Annotated in this window: 16 protein-coding genes and 2 pseudogenes; 3 read left to right on the top strand and 15 right to left on the bottom strand. The window is 66.7% G+C overall.

Annotated features, from left to right (window positions below; genetic code table 11):
- Positions 1-7 precede the first annotated feature (7 nt).
- Positions 8-2,543 (top strand): annotated as a pseudogene (infB, locus tag DPM13_RS09995) (translation initiation factor IF-2).
- A 170-nt stretch (positions 2,544-2,713) separates the two neighbouring features.
- Here infB and DPM13_RS25080 read toward each other — a convergent pair.
- From DPM13_RS25080 to DPM13_RS23015, 5 genes and pseudogenes are all read right to left on the bottom strand, one after another.
- On the bottom strand, positions 2,714-2,845 hold the full coding sequence (locus tag DPM13_RS25080; RefSeq protein WP_028721281.1) for a hypothetical protein: 132 nt from the start codon (positions 2,843-2,845) through the stop codon (positions 2,714-2,716).
- A gap of 120 nt (positions 2,846-2,965) precedes the next feature.
- Positions 2,966-3,364 (bottom strand): (deoxy)nucleoside triphosphate pyrophosphohydrolase, encoded by a 399-nt coding sequence (locus DPM13_RS09990; protein ID WP_112887950.1) that lies wholly within the window; start codon positions 3,362-3,364, stop codon positions 2,966-2,968.
- A pseudogene (argJ, locus tag DPM13_RS09985) lies at positions 3,361-4,802 on the bottom strand (bifunctional glutamate N-acetyltransferase/amino-acid acetyltransferase ArgJ). Before argJ ends, DPM13_RS09990 begins: the two are co-directional and overlap by 4 nt.
- A 3-nt stretch (positions 4,803-4,805) precedes the next feature.
- A complete protein-coding gene (locus DPM13_RS09980) occupies positions 4,806-5,435 on the bottom strand; it encodes a peptidylprolyl isomerase (RefSeq protein WP_223251934.1) in 630 nt (209 codons plus the stop codon).
- Entirely contained in the window at positions 5,432-5,632 is a 201-nt protein-coding gene (locus tag DPM13_RS23015) for a hypothetical protein (protein WP_223251933.1), read from the bottom strand. The genes DPM13_RS09980 and DPM13_RS23015 overlap by 4 nt, the downstream gene beginning before the upstream one ends.
- 218 nt (positions 5,633-5,850) lie before the next feature.
- On the opposite strand from DPM13_RS23015, the gene secA reads away from it, so the two are divergent.
- Positions 5,851-8,556, top strand: coding sequence for a preprotein translocase subunit SecA (gene secA, locus DPM13_RS09975; protein ID WP_112887949.1), 2,706 nt, complete (start codon positions 5,851-5,853; stop codon positions 8,554-8,556).
- Between the two features lie 145 nt (positions 8,557-8,701).
- Here secA and DPM13_RS09970 read toward each other — a convergent pair whose 3' ends face one another.
- Together DPM13_RS09970 and DPM13_RS09965 are read right to left on the bottom strand one after the other, a co-directional pair.
- Positions 8,702-9,418: a response regulator gene (locus DPM13_RS09970; protein WP_080621594.1), complete on the bottom strand. Its 717-nt coding sequence runs from the start codon at positions 9,416-9,418 to the stop codon at positions 8,702-8,704.
- A complete protein-coding gene (locus tag DPM13_RS09965; RefSeq protein WP_112888749.1) occupies positions 9,415-9,933 on the bottom strand; it encodes a MarR family winged helix-turn-helix transcriptional regulator in 519 nt (172 codons plus the stop codon). Before DPM13_RS09965 ends, DPM13_RS09970 begins: the two co-directional genes overlap by 4 nt.
- A gap of 152 nt (positions 9,934-10,085) precedes the next feature.
- Between DPM13_RS09965 and DPM13_RS09960 the strand changes: the two genes are divergently transcribed.
- Positions 10,086-10,958: a branched-chain amino acid aminotransferase gene (locus DPM13_RS09960; protein WP_080621592.1), complete on the top strand. Its 873-nt coding sequence runs from the start codon at positions 10,086-10,088 to the stop codon at positions 10,956-10,958.
- 42 nt (positions 10,959-11,000) lie between these two features.
- On the opposite strand, the gene DPM13_RS09955 is transcribed toward DPM13_RS09960, so the two are convergent.
- The 8 genes from DPM13_RS09955 to DPM13_RS09920 all read right to left on the bottom strand — a co-directional run bounded on the left by DPM13_RS09955 (position 11,001) and on the right by DPM13_RS09920 (position 15,960).
- The gene (locus tag DPM13_RS09955; RefSeq protein WP_112888748.1) at positions 11,001-11,192 is read right to left on the bottom strand and encodes a hypothetical protein; all 192 of its coding nucleotides are present in this window, start codon (positions 11,190-11,192) and stop codon (positions 11,001-11,003) included.
- 58 nt (positions 11,193-11,250) lie between these two features.
- Positions 11,251-11,715 (bottom strand): PTS sugar transporter subunit IIA, encoded by a 465-nt coding sequence (locus DPM13_RS09950; protein WP_028721290.1) that lies wholly within the window; start codon positions 11,713-11,715, stop codon positions 11,251-11,253.
- A 79-nt stretch (positions 11,716-11,794) separates the two neighbouring features.
- Positions 11,795-12,370 (bottom strand): ribosome hibernation-promoting factor, HPF/YfiA family, encoded by a 576-nt coding sequence (hpf, locus tag DPM13_RS09945; RefSeq protein ID WP_028721291.1) that lies wholly within the window; start codon positions 12,368-12,370, stop codon positions 11,795-11,797.
- Between the two features lie 172 nt (positions 12,371-12,542).
- The gene (gene lptB / locus DPM13_RS09940; protein ID WP_112887948.1) at positions 12,543-13,280 is read right to left on the bottom strand and encodes an LPS export ABC transporter ATP-binding protein; all 738 of its coding nucleotides are present in this window, start codon (positions 13,278-13,280) and stop codon (positions 12,543-12,545) included.
- Complete coding sequence (gene lptA / locus DPM13_RS09935) at positions 13,280-13,762, bottom strand: lipopolysaccharide transport periplasmic protein LptA (RefSeq protein ID WP_028721293.1); 483 nt, start codon at positions 13,760-13,762, stop codon at positions 13,280-13,282. Before lptA ends, lptB begins: the two co-directional genes overlap by 1 nt.
- Positions 13,763-13,809: 47 nt before the next feature.
- Positions 13,810-14,388, bottom strand: a complete 579-nt coding sequence (locus DPM13_RS09930; protein WP_112887947.1) for an LPS export ABC transporter periplasmic protein LptC — start codon at positions 14,386-14,388, stop codon at positions 13,810-13,812.
- Positions 14,389-14,391: 3 nt separating this feature from the next.
- The gene (locus DPM13_RS09925; protein WP_099650043.1) at positions 14,392-15,336 is read right to left on the bottom strand and encodes a KpsF/GutQ family sugar-phosphate isomerase; all 945 of its coding nucleotides are present in this window, start codon (positions 15,334-15,336) and stop codon (positions 14,392-14,394) included.
- A gap of 9 nt (positions 15,337-15,345) precedes the next feature.
- Positions 15,346-15,960 (bottom strand): ribonuclease D, encoded by a 615-nt coding sequence (locus DPM13_RS09920; RefSeq protein WP_099648543.1) that lies wholly within the window; start codon positions 15,958-15,960, stop codon positions 15,346-15,348.
- Between the last annotated feature and the right edge of the window lie 284 nt (positions 15,961-16,244).

Genomic DNA, 16,244 nt, shown 5'->3' with positions numbered 1-16,244 from the left:
AATCGGAATGAGCGATACTGACGGAAAGAAACCCCTGGGTCTTGGTGGCGGCTCTGGTCGTTCGGGCCAGGTGAAGCAAAGCTTCAGCCACGGCCGGACCCATAATGTCGCGGTCGAGATCAAGCGCAAGCGCGTTGTCGTGCCGGGCAAGACCGGCGCGGCAGGCGGGTCGCGTTCGGGTTCGCCCTCGGCCGTCGGCGGCGATCCTTCCAAGCGCCCGGCCGGCATCTCGGATGCCGAGATGGAGCGCCGCATGGCCGCGCTGCGCGCCGCCAAGGCCCGCGAGGTCGAGGAAGCCGCCCAACGCGAAGCCGATGAGAAGGCCCGCGAGGAAGAGCGCGAGCGCCGCCGCCTGGAAGCCGAGGCCAAGGAGCGCGAGGACCGCGAACGCGAGGAAGCCCTGCGCCTGAAGGCCGAAGAGGACGAGCGCCGCGCCCGCGAGGCCGAGCTGCGCGCCCAGAAGAAGGCCGAGGTCACCAAGCCCAAGGCCCCCGAGGCCCGTCCCGCCCCCGCCGACCGCGCCGCGGCCGAGGCGGCGGCGTCGCGCGCCGAGACCAAGGGCGTCAGCGCCGCCGCACCGCGCAAGACCGAACGCGACCGCGCGCCGACCGACGACGCGACAGCCGCAAGAAGAACAGCGACGACAGCCGCCGCACCGGCAAGCTGTCGCTGTCCCAGGCGATGGACGGCGAAGGCGGCCGCCAGCGGTCGCTGGCCGCGATGAAGCGCAAGCAGGAAAAAGCCCGGCAAAAGGCCATGGGCGGCAGCCAGCGCCAGGAAAAGCAGGTGCGCGACGTGCAGCTGCCCGAGACCATCCTGGTGTCGGAACTGGCGAACCGCATGGCCGAGCGCACGCCCGATGTCATCAAGTCCCTGATGCGCATGGGTTTGATGGTGACCGGAAACCAGGCCATCGACGCCGACACGGCCGAGCTGGTGATCGACGAATTCGGCCACCGCGCCGTCCGTGTCTCGGATGCGGATGTGGAGCAGGTCATCGACCAGGTCGAGGACAAGCCCGAGGACCTGAAGCCGCGCGCCCCGATCATCACGATCATGGGCCACGTCGACCACGGCAAGACCTCGCTTCTGGACGCGATCCGTCACGCCAATGTCGTGGCGGGCGAGGCCGGCGGCATCACCCAGCACATCGGTGCCTATCAGGTGAAGGCCTCGAACGGGGCGCTGCTGACCTTCCTCGACACGCCCGGCCACGCGGCGTTCACCTCGATGCGGGCCCGTGGCGCGCAGGTGACCGATATCGTGGTGCTGGTAGTCGCGGCCGATGACGCCGTGATGCCCCAGACGGTCGAGGCGATCAACCACGCCAAGGCCGCCAAGGTGCCGATGATCGTGGCGATCAACAAGGTCGACAAGCCGTCTGCCGACCCGCAAAAGGTCCGCACGGCCCTGCTGCAGCACGAGGTCGTCGTCGAGGCGATGTCGGGCGACGTGCAGGACGTCGAGGTTTCGGCCAAGACCGGCCAGGGCCTGGACCAGCTGCTGGAAGCCATCGCCCTGCAGGCCGAGATCCTGGAGCTGAAGGCCAACCCCGACCGCCCGGCACAGGGCGCGGTGATCGAGGCCAAGCTGGACGTGGGCCGCGGCCCGGTCGCGACCGTTCTGGTTCAGAACGGCACGCTGAAGCGCGGCGACATCTTTGTCGTGGGCGAGCAGTGGGGCAAGGTGCGCGCGCTGATCAACGACCAGGGCGAGCGCGTCGACCAGGCCGGACCTTCGGTCCCGGTCGAGGTGCTGGGCCTGAACGGCACGCCCGAAGCCGGCGACGTGCTGAACGTGGTCGAGACCGAGGCGCAGGCCCGCGAGATCGCCGATTACCGCGAGCAGGCCGCCAAGGACAAGCGCGCCGCCGCCGGTGCCGCGATCACGCTGGTCCGATGCAGGCCAAGGCCAAGGCCGACGAAAGCGTCGCCGAACTACCCGTGGTGGTGAAGGCCGACGTGCAGGGTTCGGCGGATGCCATCGTCCAGGCGCTGGAAAAGATCGGCAACGACGAGGTGCGCGTCCGCGTGCTGCATTACGGCGTCGGTGCGATCACCGAATCGGACATCGGCCTGGCCGAGGCGTCGCAGGCGCCGGTCATCGGCTTCAACGTCCGGGCCAATGCCCCGGCGCGGAACGCCGCCAACCAGAAGGGGGTCGAGATCCGCTATTACTCGATCATCTACGACCTGGTGGATGACATCAAGGCGGCGGCCTCGGGCCTGCTTTCCGCCGAAGTGCGCGAGAACTTCATCGGCTATGCCGAGATCCGCGAAGTCTTCCGCGTCACCGGCGTCGGCAATGTCGCGGGCTGCCTTGTGACCGAAGGCGTGGCGCGCCGCTCGGCGGGCGTGCGCCTGCTGCGCGACAACGTGGTGATCCACGAAGGCACGCTGAAGACGCTGAAGCGCTTCAAGGACGAGGTCAAGGAAGTACAGTCCGGCCAGGAATGCGGCATGGCCTTTGAAAACTACGACGACATCCGCAAGGGCGATGTCATCGAGATCTTCGAGCGCGAGGAAGTGCAGCGCCAACTGTAAGCCACGCATCTGCGGAACAAGGGGGGCGGGTCTTCGGACCGGCCCTTTTTTACATGCTCGGGTCTGATGTTTACATCCGGGCCCAGCCGCGAATCACCGCCCGCGACAAAAGAAAAGGCGGGGCCCCGCCGGGCCCCGCCAGTCTATGCGGCACTGTTTCCGACCTTGGTTCAGGCCATGACCACGGGTTTGCCTTCATAAGTCTTGCTGCCGACGCGAACGATGATGTTCCCGTTCGACGCCTGACGCTCGAACACACCCTGGACAGAAATGCAGCTGCCGATCGTAATCGTGCGAATCATGTCCGATCTCCTCCTCTACAGAGTTTCAGCATTGCCACAAAATCATTAAACATTAACTAAGAATGTGTAACAGGACGGCAGAGAGCGAAGTCTTTGTGGCCTTCCTGTGATAGATAAGCCTCATATCCACTCTCGCAGGGCGGGAATCAAGGGGATATCGGCCTGTGGCATGGGGTAATCGCACAAATTTTCGCCCCGCACCCAGGCCAGGGCCTGGCCTTCGCGCGGCATGGGGATGCCGCCCCAGCGCCGGCAGGCGAACAGCGGCATCAGCAGATGGAAGCTGTCATAGCTGTGGCTGGCGAAGGTCAGGGGCGCCAGGCACGAGGACCAGGTCTCGATTCCTAGCTCCTCGTGCAATTCGCGGATCAGCGCGGCCTCGGGCGTTTCGCCGGGCTCGACCTTGCCGCCGGGGAATTCCCACAGCCCCGCCATGGCCTTGCCAGGCGGACGCTGGGCCAGCAGCACGCGGCCGTCGCGGTCGATCAGGGCGACGGCAGCGACCAGGACGGTTTTCATGAGCGGTAATCGGCGTTGATGTCGATGTAGCCATGCGTCAGGTCGCAGGTCCAGACCGTGCGCCGGCCCTTGCCCAGGCCCAGGTCCACGCCGATCACCAGATGGTCGCGCTTCATGTAGGCGCTGGCCTTGGCCTCGTCGTAGTCGGGCGCGCGCCAGCCGTTTTCGGCCAGCACCATGTCGCCGAACCGGATGGTCAGCCGGTCGCGGTCGGCCTGGGCGCCGGACTTGCCGACCGCCATGACGACGCGGCCCCAGTTCGCGTCCTCGCCCGCGATGGCGGTCTTGACCAGGGGCGAATTGGCGATGGACATGGCGACGCGGTGGGCATCGGCATGGCTTGCTGCCCCCGTCACCTGGATCTCGACGAACTTGGTCGCGCCCTCGCCGTCGCGCACCACCTGCTGCGCCAGGTCCAGCATGACCTGCCCCAGCGCGCGCCCGAACCGCCGCGCAGGCATCGAGCGCAGGTCGGTGATCTCGGCCGCCTTGCTGCGCCCGGTCGCGGCCAGGATCAGCGCGTCCGAAGTCGAGGTGTCGCTGTCCACCGTGATCGCGTTGAAGGTGCCGGCAAGCTGCCCATTCAGGATGCGTTGCAGCAGTTCGGGGGCGATCCGCGCGTCGGTGAACACATAGACCAGCATGGTCGCATGTCGGGCGCGATCATGCCCGAGCCCATGGCGATGCCGACGATGTTGATGGTCCCGCCGTCGGCCTGGAAGCTGGCGGCGGCGCCCTTGGGGAAGGTGTCGGTGGTCATGATGGCGCGGGCGGCATCGGCTGCGCCACTGGCCGACAGCCCCTGCCCCAGCGCCCCGATCACCGCGGTGATGCGCTCGGCGGGCAGCGGCTCGCCGATCACGCCGGTCGAGCTTGAGAAGACGCGGTTGCGCGGGATGCCCAGGCTGGAGGCGACCGCGCCCGTCACCTTGTCCACCGCCTCTTGCCCGTTCCGGCCGGTGAAGGCGTTCGCATTGCCCGAGTTCACGATGATCGCCGCGCCCGCGCCCGCGTCAGGCTTCAGCGCCAGCTTGGCCTGGCAGTCCAGCACGCTGGCCGCCCGGGTCGAGGACTTGGTGAAGGCCCCGGCGATGGCCGTCCCGGGCGCCAGCCGCACCAGCATGACATCGGTACGGCCCTGATACTTGACGCCCGCGGCGCCGGCGGCGAATTCCACGCCCTCGATCACCGGCAGCGCGGGGAAGGTCGCGGGGGCAAGGGGCGAGACCTTCTTTTCCTTCTTGGCGGCCTGCGCCCGGGCCGCGTCAGCGACCGAGCGGCTGACGGCCTCGACCCGGCTTTCGGGCCGGCTTTCGGGCTTGGCCTTGGCCTTGACCTTGGTCGGGGCCTCGGCGCCGCGCGCCGCCTGCTTGAGCTTCTTCAGCTTTTTCTTCAGCGTCTTCAGCTTGTCCGACTCGTCGCGCTTCGCCTTGGCCATGGATCAGTTCCCCAGGATGTCGGTCTTGTTCAGCAGGTCGGGGCTAAGCCCTTCGGTCTTTTCGACCTTGGACTCGGCCACGCGGGCCTCGATCGCGGCCTGGACCTTGTCGCGGCGGACCTGCACGGCGATCTGGTCCTTGACCTCGTCGAACTTGGGCGGAACCACGGCGCGCTGGTCGATCAGCTTGATGACATGCCAGCCGAACTGGGTCTCGACCGGCTGGGACACGTCGCCCTTTTTCATCGCCTTGAGCGCGTCGGCAAAGGGCGCGACCATCTGGTCGGGCTGGAACCAGCCCAGGTCGCCCTTGTTCGGCCCCGAGGTCGGATCGGTCGATTTCTCGGCCGCGAGCGCGCCGAAATCGGCTCCCTCCTTCAGCTGCTTCTCGATCGCCTCGGCCTCTTCCTTGGTCTTCACCAGGATATGGGCGGCGTTGTATTCCTGACGCTCGGCGTTCTGGCCGCCGAAGGCTTGGTCGTAGGCGGCCTTCAGCTCATCCTCGGTCGGCTCGGCCGAGGCGACCTTCTCCAGCACCGAACCGGCCAGATAGGCGCGCTTCTCGACCTCAAGCGCGGTCGGTAGTCGCGCGCTCCGGCCGGGCGTCCTGGCGACGGCGGTCTGGCGGATCATCCGGCAGCATCTGGTCGCAGCGCGCTGTCGGGCAGGCCCTGGGTCGTCTGGGCGTCCAGCCCCTGCCGCATCACCACCAGCTGGCCCAGGGTGATCGCCTCGCCGTTCACGGTGGCGACGACGGTGTCGGCATCCTGGGCAAAAGCGGCCAGCGGCAGGGCGGCAAGCGCCGCGGCGGCAAGAAACGGTTTCAGCATGTTTTCCCCTTCCCGGGACTGGTTCCTAAAGGACGCGCCACGCACAGGTGAACGGGCGCGAACATTGACAGTCTGGCGCTTGGCGCATACATCCGGCCCAACCGAAAATGCGCGCCCGTCGCCGTTTTTCCGGCCCATGTGATAGGGCAAGGCGAATGGTGGCGGCAAGTGGGCGGAACGTCCCGCGCACCCCCAGATACGCGATTTTGAAGGCTCACATGCTCGGCATCGGAAACTTGGCGAAACTGGTCTTTGGCACGCCCAATGACCGCAAGGTGAAATCGGTCCGCCCGCTGGTCGCGCAGATCAACGCGCTGGAGGAACAGTTCCGCGCCCTGTCCGACGCCGACCTGATCGGCAAGACCCGCGAGTTGCAGGGCCGCGCGCAGTCGGGCGAGGATCTGGACAAGCTGCTGCCCGAGGCCTTCGCCAACTGCCGCGAAGGGGCGCGCCGCGCGCTGGGTCTGCGCGCCTTCGACACCCAGCTGATGGGCGGCATCTTCCTGCACCAGGGCAACATCGCCGAGATGAAGACGGGCGAGGGCAAGACTCTGGTCGCGACCTTCCCGGCCTATCTGAACGCGCTGGCCGGCAAGGGCGTGCATGTCGTCACCGTCAACGACTATCTGGCCAAGCGCGACGCGCATTGGATGGGCAAGGTCTTTGCGCAGCTCGGCATGACCACCGGCGTGGTCTATCCGTTCCAGCACGACGCGGAAAAGCGCGAGGCTTACCGCGCCGACGTGACCTATGCCACGAACAACGAACTGGGCTTTGACTATCTGCGCGACAACATGAAGGGCTCCATCGACCAGATGACCCAGCGCGGGCATTTCTTTGCCATCGTGGACGAGGTCGACTCGATCCTGATCGACGAGGCGCGCACGCCGCTGATCATCTCGGGCCCCAGCCAGGACCGCAGCGAACTGTACCGCACGCTGGACGCCTTCATGCCCGAACTGACGCCCGAGCATTACAAGCTGGACGAAAAGGCCCGCAACGCGACCTTTACCGAGGAAGGCAACGAGTTCCTTGAAAAGCGCCTGCAAGCGGCGGGCGTCCTGCCCGAGGGCCAGACGCTCTACGACCCGGAATCGACCACCATCGTGCACCATGCCAACCAGGCGATGCGCGCCCACAAGCTGTTCATGCGCGACCAGCACTATATTGTCCGCGACGGCGAGGTGGTGCTGATCGACGAGTTCACCGGCCGCATGATGAAGGGCCGCCGCCTGTCCGACGGCCTCCACCAGGCCATCGAGGCGAAAGAGGGCGTGGACATCCAGCCCGAGAACGTGACGCTGGCCTCGGTCACCTTCCAGAACTACTTCCGCCTGTATGACAAGCTCTCGGGGATGACCGGCACCGCCGCGACCGAGGCCGAGGAATTCGCCGAGATCTACAAGCTGGGCGTGGTCGAGGTGCCGACCAACCGCCCCGTGCAGCGCATTGATGAACACGACCGCGTCTATCGTACCGCCACCGAGAAATACGCCGCCGTCCTCGAGGCGATCCGCGAGGCGCATGAAAAGGGCCAGCCGATCCTGGTTGGCACCACCAGCATCGAGAAATCCGAGATGCTGTCCCAGATGCTGACCAAAGCACAAATCCCCCACAACGTCCTGAACGCCCGCCAGCACGAGGCCGAGGCCCAGATCGTCGCCGACGCCGGCAAGCTGGGCGCCGTGACCATCGCCACCAACATGGCCGGCCGCGGTACCGACATCCAGCTGGGCGGCAATGTCGAGATGAAGGTGATGGAGGCGCTGGCCGCCGATCCCGAGGCGAACCCCGACGAGCTGCGCGCCCGCATCGAGGCCGAGCACGCCACCGAGAAACAGGCCGTCCTGGACGCCGGCGGGCTGTTCGTTCTGGCCACCGAGCGCCACGAAAGCCGCCGCATCGACAACCAGCTGCGCGGCCGCTCGGGCCGGCAGGGCGACCCCGGCCGCTCGCTGTTCTTCCTGTCGCTGGAAGACGACCTGATGCGGATCTTCGGCTCGGAGCGCCTGGACAAGGTGCTGTCGACGCTCGGCATGAAAGAGGGCGAGGCCATCGTCCACCCCTGGGTCAACAAGTCGCTGGAACGCGCCCAGGCCAAGGTCGAGGCGCGCAACTTCGACATCCGCAAGCAGCTGCTGAAGTTCGACGACGTGATGAACGACCAGCGCAAGGCGATCTTCAGCCAGCGGCTGGAAATCATGCATACCGAGGAGGTGGCCGAGGTCGCCGCCGACATGCGCGCCCAGGTCATCGACGACCTGATCGACGAATACCTGCCGCCGCGCTCCTATGCCGAGCAGTGGAACGTCGAGGGGCTGAAGCAGGCGGTGATCGAGCAGTTGAACCTGGACCTGCCGGTCGCCGAATGGGCGGCCGAGGACGGCGTGGACCAGGACGCCATGCGCGAACGCGTCCAGCAGGCAACCGACGCCTACATGGCCCAGAAGGCCGAGCAGTTCGGCGACGCCAACATGCGCCAGATCGCAAAACAGGTGCTGCTGCAGCAGATCGACGCGAAATGGCGCGAGCATCTGGTGACGCTGGAGCATCTGCGCTCGGTCGTGGGCTTTCGCGGCTATGCGCAGCGCGACCCGCTGTCCGAATACAAGACCGAGGCCTTCCAGCTGTTCGAAAAGATGCTGGACGGGCTGCGCTTCGACGTGACCCAGCAACTGGCCCGCATCCGACCACTGACCGATGCCGAGCGCGAAGAGATGCTGCGCCAGTACCAGCAAGGCCAGGCCGACACCGAGGCCCAACTCGAGGCGCAGCACGAAGAGGCCGAGGGCGGCGAAGTCTCGGGTCGCGTGCCGGGCTTCGACGAAACCGACCCCAGCACCTGGGGCAACCCGTCGCGCAACGATCCCTGCCCCTGTGGCTCGGGCCAGAAATTCAAGCACTGCCACGGCGTGCTGGCGTGAAGCGGGGCCTTTGGGCCCCTTTTTCATGCCTCGCGGGTGGATGACCCCGGGTCTTGCGACCAGAGCGGTTGCTACCGGGCACGGCGCGGCGGGCTTTCACTGTTTTCGTCATCCACGACCGGTCTTGCGACCAGAGCGGCTTCCGCTAGTCGGGCACCAGCATGTAGCCGGTCCCCCGCACCGTTTGCAGGTAGCGCGGCTCGCGTGGGTCGGGCTCGATCTTGCGGCGCAGGCGGGTGATCTGCACATCGATGGCGCGTTCCGAATTCTCGCCTGGTTCCTCGGCCGGCCCCCGGCCCAGGTCCTCGATCAGGGCGCTGCGGCTGACGGGTTGGCGCGGCGTGTCGGCCAGGCGGCGCAGCAGCGCCTGTTCCGTCCCGGTCAGGCGCAACGGCACGTCACCCTGCCACAACTCGCCCTTGTCCGCATCATAGCGCAGGGGACCGATCGACAGGAACTTGGGCCCCCGACTTTCCGCGGCGGGCACCCGGCGCAGGATGGCCGAGATCCGCAGCAGTAACTCGCGCGGCTCGAAGGGCTTGGCCAGGTAATCGTCCGCACCGCTTTCCAGGCCCGCGATGCGGTCCTGCGTCTCGCCCTTGGCGGTCAGCAGCAGGATCGGCACTGCGCGGCTTTTGCGCAGGTCGCACGTCAGAGAAACTCCGTCCTCGCCCGGCATCATCACGTCGAGCACGATCAGGTCGAAGTCGAGCCCCGACAGCAAACGGCGCGCCTGGGCCGCGTCGCGGGCGGTGGTCACCAGAAAGCCGCTGCGCATCAGGAAGCGCTTCAGCAGGCTGCGGATGCGTTCGTCGTCATCAACGACCAGGATGTGTGCCGAGGGCGGGTCTTGGGGCGTCATTGCGGTTCGGGCAGGTCCTTGAGGGCACGGAACTGGCGCAGCGTATCACGGTCCATCATCGCCTCAAGCACCTGGCGAAAGCCGGCGACGGCCTGAGGCCCCGCCGCGCGATAGGCGGCGCGCATCCAGGCGCGCTGCGCCTCGGACAGCCGCCGCTCGAGTGCCGTGCCCTTTTCGGTCAGAAACAGTTGCCGTTCGCGGCGGTCGCGCCGCCCGATGCGGCTTTCGACCAGCCCGTCGTCGATCAGGGTCCGCAGGACGCGGTTCAGCGACTGCTTGGTCACGCCCAGCACGTCCAGCAGCGCGGTGACGGTCAATCCGGGATCGCGGTGGATGAAATGCAGCGCCCGGTGATGGGCGCGGCCATAGTCCATGTCCGCAAGGATCAGGTCGGGATCGGCGGTGAAGGCGCGATAGGCGAAGAACATCGCCTCGATCCCGCGGCGCAACTGGTCATCGGTCAGGAACAGCAGATTTTCGCCGCCGACCGGAGCAAGGCTGACTTTATTCTGCATGGCTTCCCCCTGGTGCATGGCTCCTATTTACGTCAGGCTTGTTGACTTTCCAATCATCAATAGATAGCTCGGATGTCAAGTTGCGCAATTTTATATGCGGATCGCTGCAAGCAGGCGCAACAATCCGAAAAACAGACCGGCCGGAGGGAAAAATGGCAGGCGCTTACGACGATCGTGACGGCAAAATCTGGATGGATGGCGAACTGGTGGACTGGCGCGAAGCCAATGTCCACATCCTGACCCATGCGCTGCACTATGCAAGCTCGGTGTTCGAAGGCGAGCGGTGCTACAATGGCAAGATCTTCAAGGGCCATGAACATTCGCTGCGGCTGATCGAATCGGCCCGGCTGCTGGACATGGCATCGCCCTATACCGCCGAGGAAATCGATGCCGCCAAGGAAGCGGTGCTGAACGCCAACGGCTTCACCGATGCCTATGTCCGCGCGGTGATGTGGCGCGGCTCGGGCCCGGACATGGGCGTCTCGGCGGCGCGCAACCCCGTGCGCATGGCGGTCGCGGCCTGGGAATGGGGCAGCTATTACGGCGACGCGAAATGGCAGGGCGCGAAACTGGACATCGCCAAGTGGAAGCGGCCCAGCCCGGAAACCATCCCGACCGCCGCCAAGGCTGCCGGCCTTTACATGATCTGCACCATGTCCAAGCACGCGGCCGAGGCCAAGGGGTGCTCGGACGCGCTGTTCATGGACTGGGAGGGCTATGTCGCCGAGGCGACCGGTGCCAACGTCTTCTTCGTCAAGGACGGCGAGGTCCACACGCCCCTGGCCGACCGCTTCCTGAACGGCATCACGCGCCAGACCATCGTGCAGCTGCTGAAGGATCAGGGTGTGACCGTCCACGAACGCCGCATCACGCCCGACGAGGTCAAGGAGTTCCAGGAGTGCTTCCTGACCGGCACCGCAGCCGAGGTGACGCCCGTGGCCCAGATCGGCGAGGACTGGCATTTCCAGGTCGGCCCGGTCACGCGCAAGATCGCCGAAACCTATGAGGCGCTGGTCCGCGCCTGACGGGATGGCCGGCCCCGCGCCCTGGCGGAGCCGGCCATCGCCCTAGACCCGATGCCCGCGTTCGATGCGGGCATTTCGGTTGCGCGCTCGGCTGGCGGGCAACGCCGCCTCGCGCGGGCGGGCGCGCAGGGCCAGAATGGCGGGATGAACCGCCTCCTCGCGTTCGTGGCGAAGATAGTGCCGAAGGCGGCCGGCGCTTTCGTCGTGGGACTTGTCTGCGATATGTCTGGTCATCATCAACCCTCCCTCAAGGGAAGGCCAATATAGCGCATCGCGGCGAGGATTTCACCCCTCAGGCGGCCTTGATGCCCGGGGCGGCGGACAGCATCGCATGCAGCGCCACCGGGTCGTCGTTCGCCCTCAGCTTGCTGCGCAATTCGCTGTCGCGCAGCGTGCGCGACACCAGCGCCAGTGCCTTGAGGTGGTCGACGCCCGAATTCTTGGGTGCGAGCAGAGCAAAGATCAGGTCCACCGGCTGGCGGTCCACCGCGTCGAAGTCCAGCGGCTTCTCGAGCCGCAGGAAAAGCCCCACCACCCGGTCCAGCCCGTGCAGCCGGGCATGGGGCAGCGCCACACCGTGGCCGACCCCGGTCGGACCCAGCGATTCGCGTTCCTGCAACGCATCCAGGGTATGGGTGGCATCGACGCCATAGATGGCCCGAGCCTGTTCGGCGATTTCCTGGAACAACCGCTTCTTGCTGGTGCTCTGGGTCATCGTCCGCACGGCGGCGGGAGAGAGGATGTCGCTGATCTGCATATCGCCCGAAATTATCCAAGTCCCGGCCATGTCGACATGACCGGGACATCGTGTTCAACAAGACTGCTCGTCCTGCAGTCTAACCCAGATTGCGGGGGTCTATCCAGCCCACGTTGCCATCGTCACGCCGATGGACCACGTTGACGCCCCCGTGCTTTTCGTTGCGGAACACCAGAAGCGGCGTGCCCGCCAGCTCCATCTGCATCACCGCCTCGCCGACGGACAGGGTGGGAACCCGCGTCTCCATCTCGGCGATGATCATGGGTTGCAGGCGATCGTCCTGCGTTTCCCATTCGTCCTCGTCGGCGGCCAGCACATACATTCCCGCAGCCTCGAAGGCAACCGGCTCCACCCGGTCCTTGTGGTGATCCTTGAGCCGGCGCTTGTAGCGGCGCAGCTGCTTGTCCATCCGTTCCTTGCACTGTTCGAAAGCGGCATAGATCTCGGTCGAGGCGCCCTTGGCCTGGACGTTCAGGCCGGTGGACAGGTGCACGACGGCGTCGCAGATGAATTCATGCGCGTTCCGCGAAAAGATGACCGTGGCATCGGTGGGGCGCTGCGAATACTTGTCGATCGTCTCGCCCAGCTGGGTCTTTACATGCGTCGAGAGAGCATCCCCGACGTCGATCTGTTTTCCGCTGATCTGATAGCGCATGTTGGTCCGTCCTTTCATTGTCCGGCCGTTACGTCACGCCGCCCTCGCGGCGATGCCGTCCGGGTTGTCGGGCGGGTTCGTGCTGCCCGTCCTGTATCCATTTGGTGACAGCGCGACCCTTCTGTCAACCGGCGCCGGGGGAACTGGTTTCCTGCCGCGACGCCAGGCCGCATCAGTTCATGCGGAAGGTTTCGCCCAGATAGACGCGCCGGACCTGCGGATCGTCCACGATTTCGGCGGTGGTGCCCGATTTCAGCACATGGCCGTCGTGCAGGATATAGGCGCGGTCCACGATCTCGAGCGTCTCGCGCACGTTGTGGTCGGTGATGAGCACGCCGATGCCCCGGCTTTTCAGGTCGTGGACCAGGCCCCGGATTTCGCCCACGGCGATGGGGTCGACGCCGGCGAAGGGTTCGTCCAGCAGCAGATAGGACGGATTGGCCGCCAGGCAGCGGGCGATTTCCACCCGACGCCGTTCGCCCCCCGACAGCGCCATGGCCGAGGCATTGCGCAGGTGCTCGATCGAGAACTCGCCCAGCAGGGTTTCCAGCTGCTCGCGCCGGTGGTGGGCGTCGCGGCAGACCAGTTCCAGCACGGCCAGGATGTTCTGTTCGACCGACAGCCCGCGAAAGATCGACATCTCCTGCGGCAGATAGCCGATGCCCATCTGCGCGCGGCGATACATCGGCAGGCGCGTGGCGTCGCGGCCGTCGATCTGACCGTCCCGAATCGGGTGCGACCAGGCCGGCCACGCGTAAAAGCAGGTCGTCTTGCCCGAGCCGTTCGGCCCCAGCAGCGCCACCACCTCGCCCCGGTCCAGCCCCAGCGCCACGTCGCGGATGACGGGCCGGTTGCGATAGGATTTGCGCAGCCCGCGCACGCGCAGGCCGGCGGGAACGGGGTCCGACATCACTGGCTCTCCGGTTGCAGGACGCTGCGCACCCGGCCCTGGGCCTGCGCGGTGCCGGTGGCCAGGTCGACCGTCACGGTCTGGCCCGCCAGCACATTGGCGCCCTGGGTCAGCAGCACGTCGCCGGTCAGGATGACGGTGCCGCGCTCGACATTGTAGTCGGCGGTCCGGGCCTCGGCCGCGTCGCTACCGCTGGACAGGGTCACGTTGCCTTCGGCCTTGAGCGCGCTGATGCGCTGCGCATTGCCCTGGGCATAGGTCACGGTCACCTTGTCGGCCGACAGCCGCATCCCGCCCTGGCCGATCAGCACGTTGCCGGTAAAGACCGCAAGGCCCGTACGCTGGTCCACCTGCAACTGGTCGGCCGTCACCTCGACCGGCTGCTTGACGTCCTGGGCATTGCCAAAGCCGCTGCTTTGCGCCAGCGCCGCCTGCCCCAGCGCAAGCCAAAGGATAAGAGGCAGCAGGCCAAGCCGGGTCATCGCGCGAATCCTTTCTGCCGCAGGGCGCCCCGGCCGGGGTGCCGCGGTCATGGGCGGTATATCAACCGGACTCCGCCCTTCAAATCAAGAACGTGATCGGCCTTGCCCGGTGATTGCGGGCGCAATTCCATGGCGCCGGCGGTCAGATCGCCAAAGGGCGCGCGGACATCGACCTGCCGGTCGGCGCTGACCACCCCCTCGCCGGTCAGGGCGCGGAACTCGGGCGCGGTCACCACCCAGCCGTCGGCCGTGGTCAGCCGCACCCCGTCGGACAGGGTCGCGGTGCCGTCGACGAATTGCGCCGTCCCCGCCGTCACGTCGGCCGCCCGCCCGTCCGCCGCGCGCAGCGTCATGCGCACATTGCTGAGGCTTCCGTCACCGCGTTCCGGCCCCGGCACCGCCTCGTTCCCCGAGATGGTCAGCTGCGCCCCGCTGCTGGTGACGCCGGTATAGGTCGGATTGGTGATCGCCTGCCGTTCGGCCAGGTCCTGCGGATCGACCGTGGCATAGGGGATGGTCGCGTCCGGCTCGGGCCCGCGCCCCAGCAGGAACAGCACCGACAAAAGCCCCAGCGCCGTCAGGGGCAGGATCACCCGCAGCCAGGCCACGATGCGCGACCGCAGCATGGCCTAGACCATCCCGGTGCGCAGGAAGTCGTGGATGTGCAGCAGCCCGACGGGACGGTCGCCCTCGACCGCGAACAGGCTGGTGATCTTGCGGTCCTGCATCTGCGCCAGCGCCTCTTCAGCCAGCTTGTCGGGCGAGATGGTGCGCGGGCCCCGCGTCATCACCTGTTCGGCCCGCAGGTCCAGCAGCCCCTGCATGTGCCGCCGCAGGTCGCCGTCGGTGATGATGCCCGAAAGCGCGCCCTGCGCATCGGTGACGCCGGTCACGCCAAAGCCTTTCTGGCTGATGACCAGCAGGGCCTCGGACATGGGCGCGCCTTCGGCGACCAGGGGAATGTCGCGGTGCATCAGGTCGCCCACGCGCGACAGCTTGGCCCCCAGCTTGCCGCCGGGATGGAAGGTGCGGAAATGTTCCGGCGTGAACTTGCGGTGCTCCATCAGCGCGATGGCCAGCGCGTCGCCAAGCGCCATGGTCATGGTGGTCGAGGTGGTCGGCACGATCCCCGATCCGCAGGCCTCGGGCGCGGCGGGCAGGACCAGCGCCACGTCGGACTGCCGCAGCAGGGTCGATCCGGGGCGCGAGGCGACCCCGATCAGCGGGATGGAAAAGCGCCGGGTGTGGGCGATCAGGTCGGCCAGTTCGGGCGTCTCGCCGGAATTGGACAGGACCAGCGCCACGTCGTTTTCGGTGACCATGCCCAGGTCGCCGTGGCTCGCCTCTCCCGGATGGACGAATTGTGCGGGCGTCCCGGTCGAGGCGAGCGTCGCCGCGATCTTGCGCCCGACATGGCCCGACTTGCCCATGCCCGAGACGACGACCCGCCCCCGCGCCGCCAGGATGATTTCGATGGCACGGTCGAAGCTGTCGTCCAGCCCCGCGGCCAGGGCCTGAAGCCCGTCGATTTCGGTTCGGATCACCCGGCGGGCGGTGTCGAGATAGGCGCTCATGGCGGTCATCTAGTGGTGGAAGATGTCGTTTTCATCCCCCCAGCCCATCAGGTCCAGATGGGCACGGGCGGGCAGGAAATCGAAACAGGCCTGCGCGAGGCCGGTGCGGCCCTCGCGTTCCAGACGCTTTTCCAGTTCGGCCTTCAGCCGGTGCAGATACAGCACGTCCGAGGCCGCGTATTCCAGCTGGGCGTCCGTCAGCTCGGCCGCGCCCCAGTCGCTGGTCTGCTGCTGTTTCGAGACATCGACGCCGACCAGTTCGCTCAGCAGATACTTCAGCCCGTGCCGGTCGGTGAAGGTGCGGATCATCTTGCTGGCGATCTTGGTGCACCAGACCGGGGCGGTGACGACGCCGAAGGCTGCCTCGAGCGCGGCAATGTCGAAGCGGCCGAAATGGAACAGCTTCAGCACCTGGGGGTCGGTCAGCATCCGGCACAGGTTCGGCGCGCTGCGCTGGCCGCGCGCGATCTGGACCAGATGCGCCTCTCCGTCGCCCGAGGACAGCTGCACCAGGCACAGCCGGTCGCGGCGTGCGTCCAGGCCCATCGTCTCGGTGTCGATGGCGACGACCGGGCCCAGGTCCAGATCCTCGGGCAGGTCGTTCTGATAAAGATGGATGCTCATGAAGCCCCCGGGCTGGATTGGCGATGCCGAGGCTTAACCCCAAAGCCGCACGCCGCGCCAGCCCCCGATTCGGCACGCCGTCACGTTCCCCGGCTGACGGAAATGGCGACAACTGCGGCATCGGCGCAACAGGGGGGCAGCGTCCACGCAGACAAAACCAAAATACCTTAGTAAAATACTTGTCATAATACCCGGCCTTTCTATAATTCGCCGCGAACGGAACTTAGACACAGGCAAACCCATGAAATTTCGCCGCATTCTTGCATTGGCGAGCGTCTCTTCGC

The sequence above is a fragment of the Paracoccus mutanolyticus genome (assembly GCF_003285265.1).
GTDB lineage: Bacteria > Pseudomonadota > Alphaproteobacteria > Rhodobacterales > Rhodobacteraceae > Paracoccus > Paracoccus yeei.
This window is presented reverse-complemented; position numbering and strand designations above follow the sequence as displayed.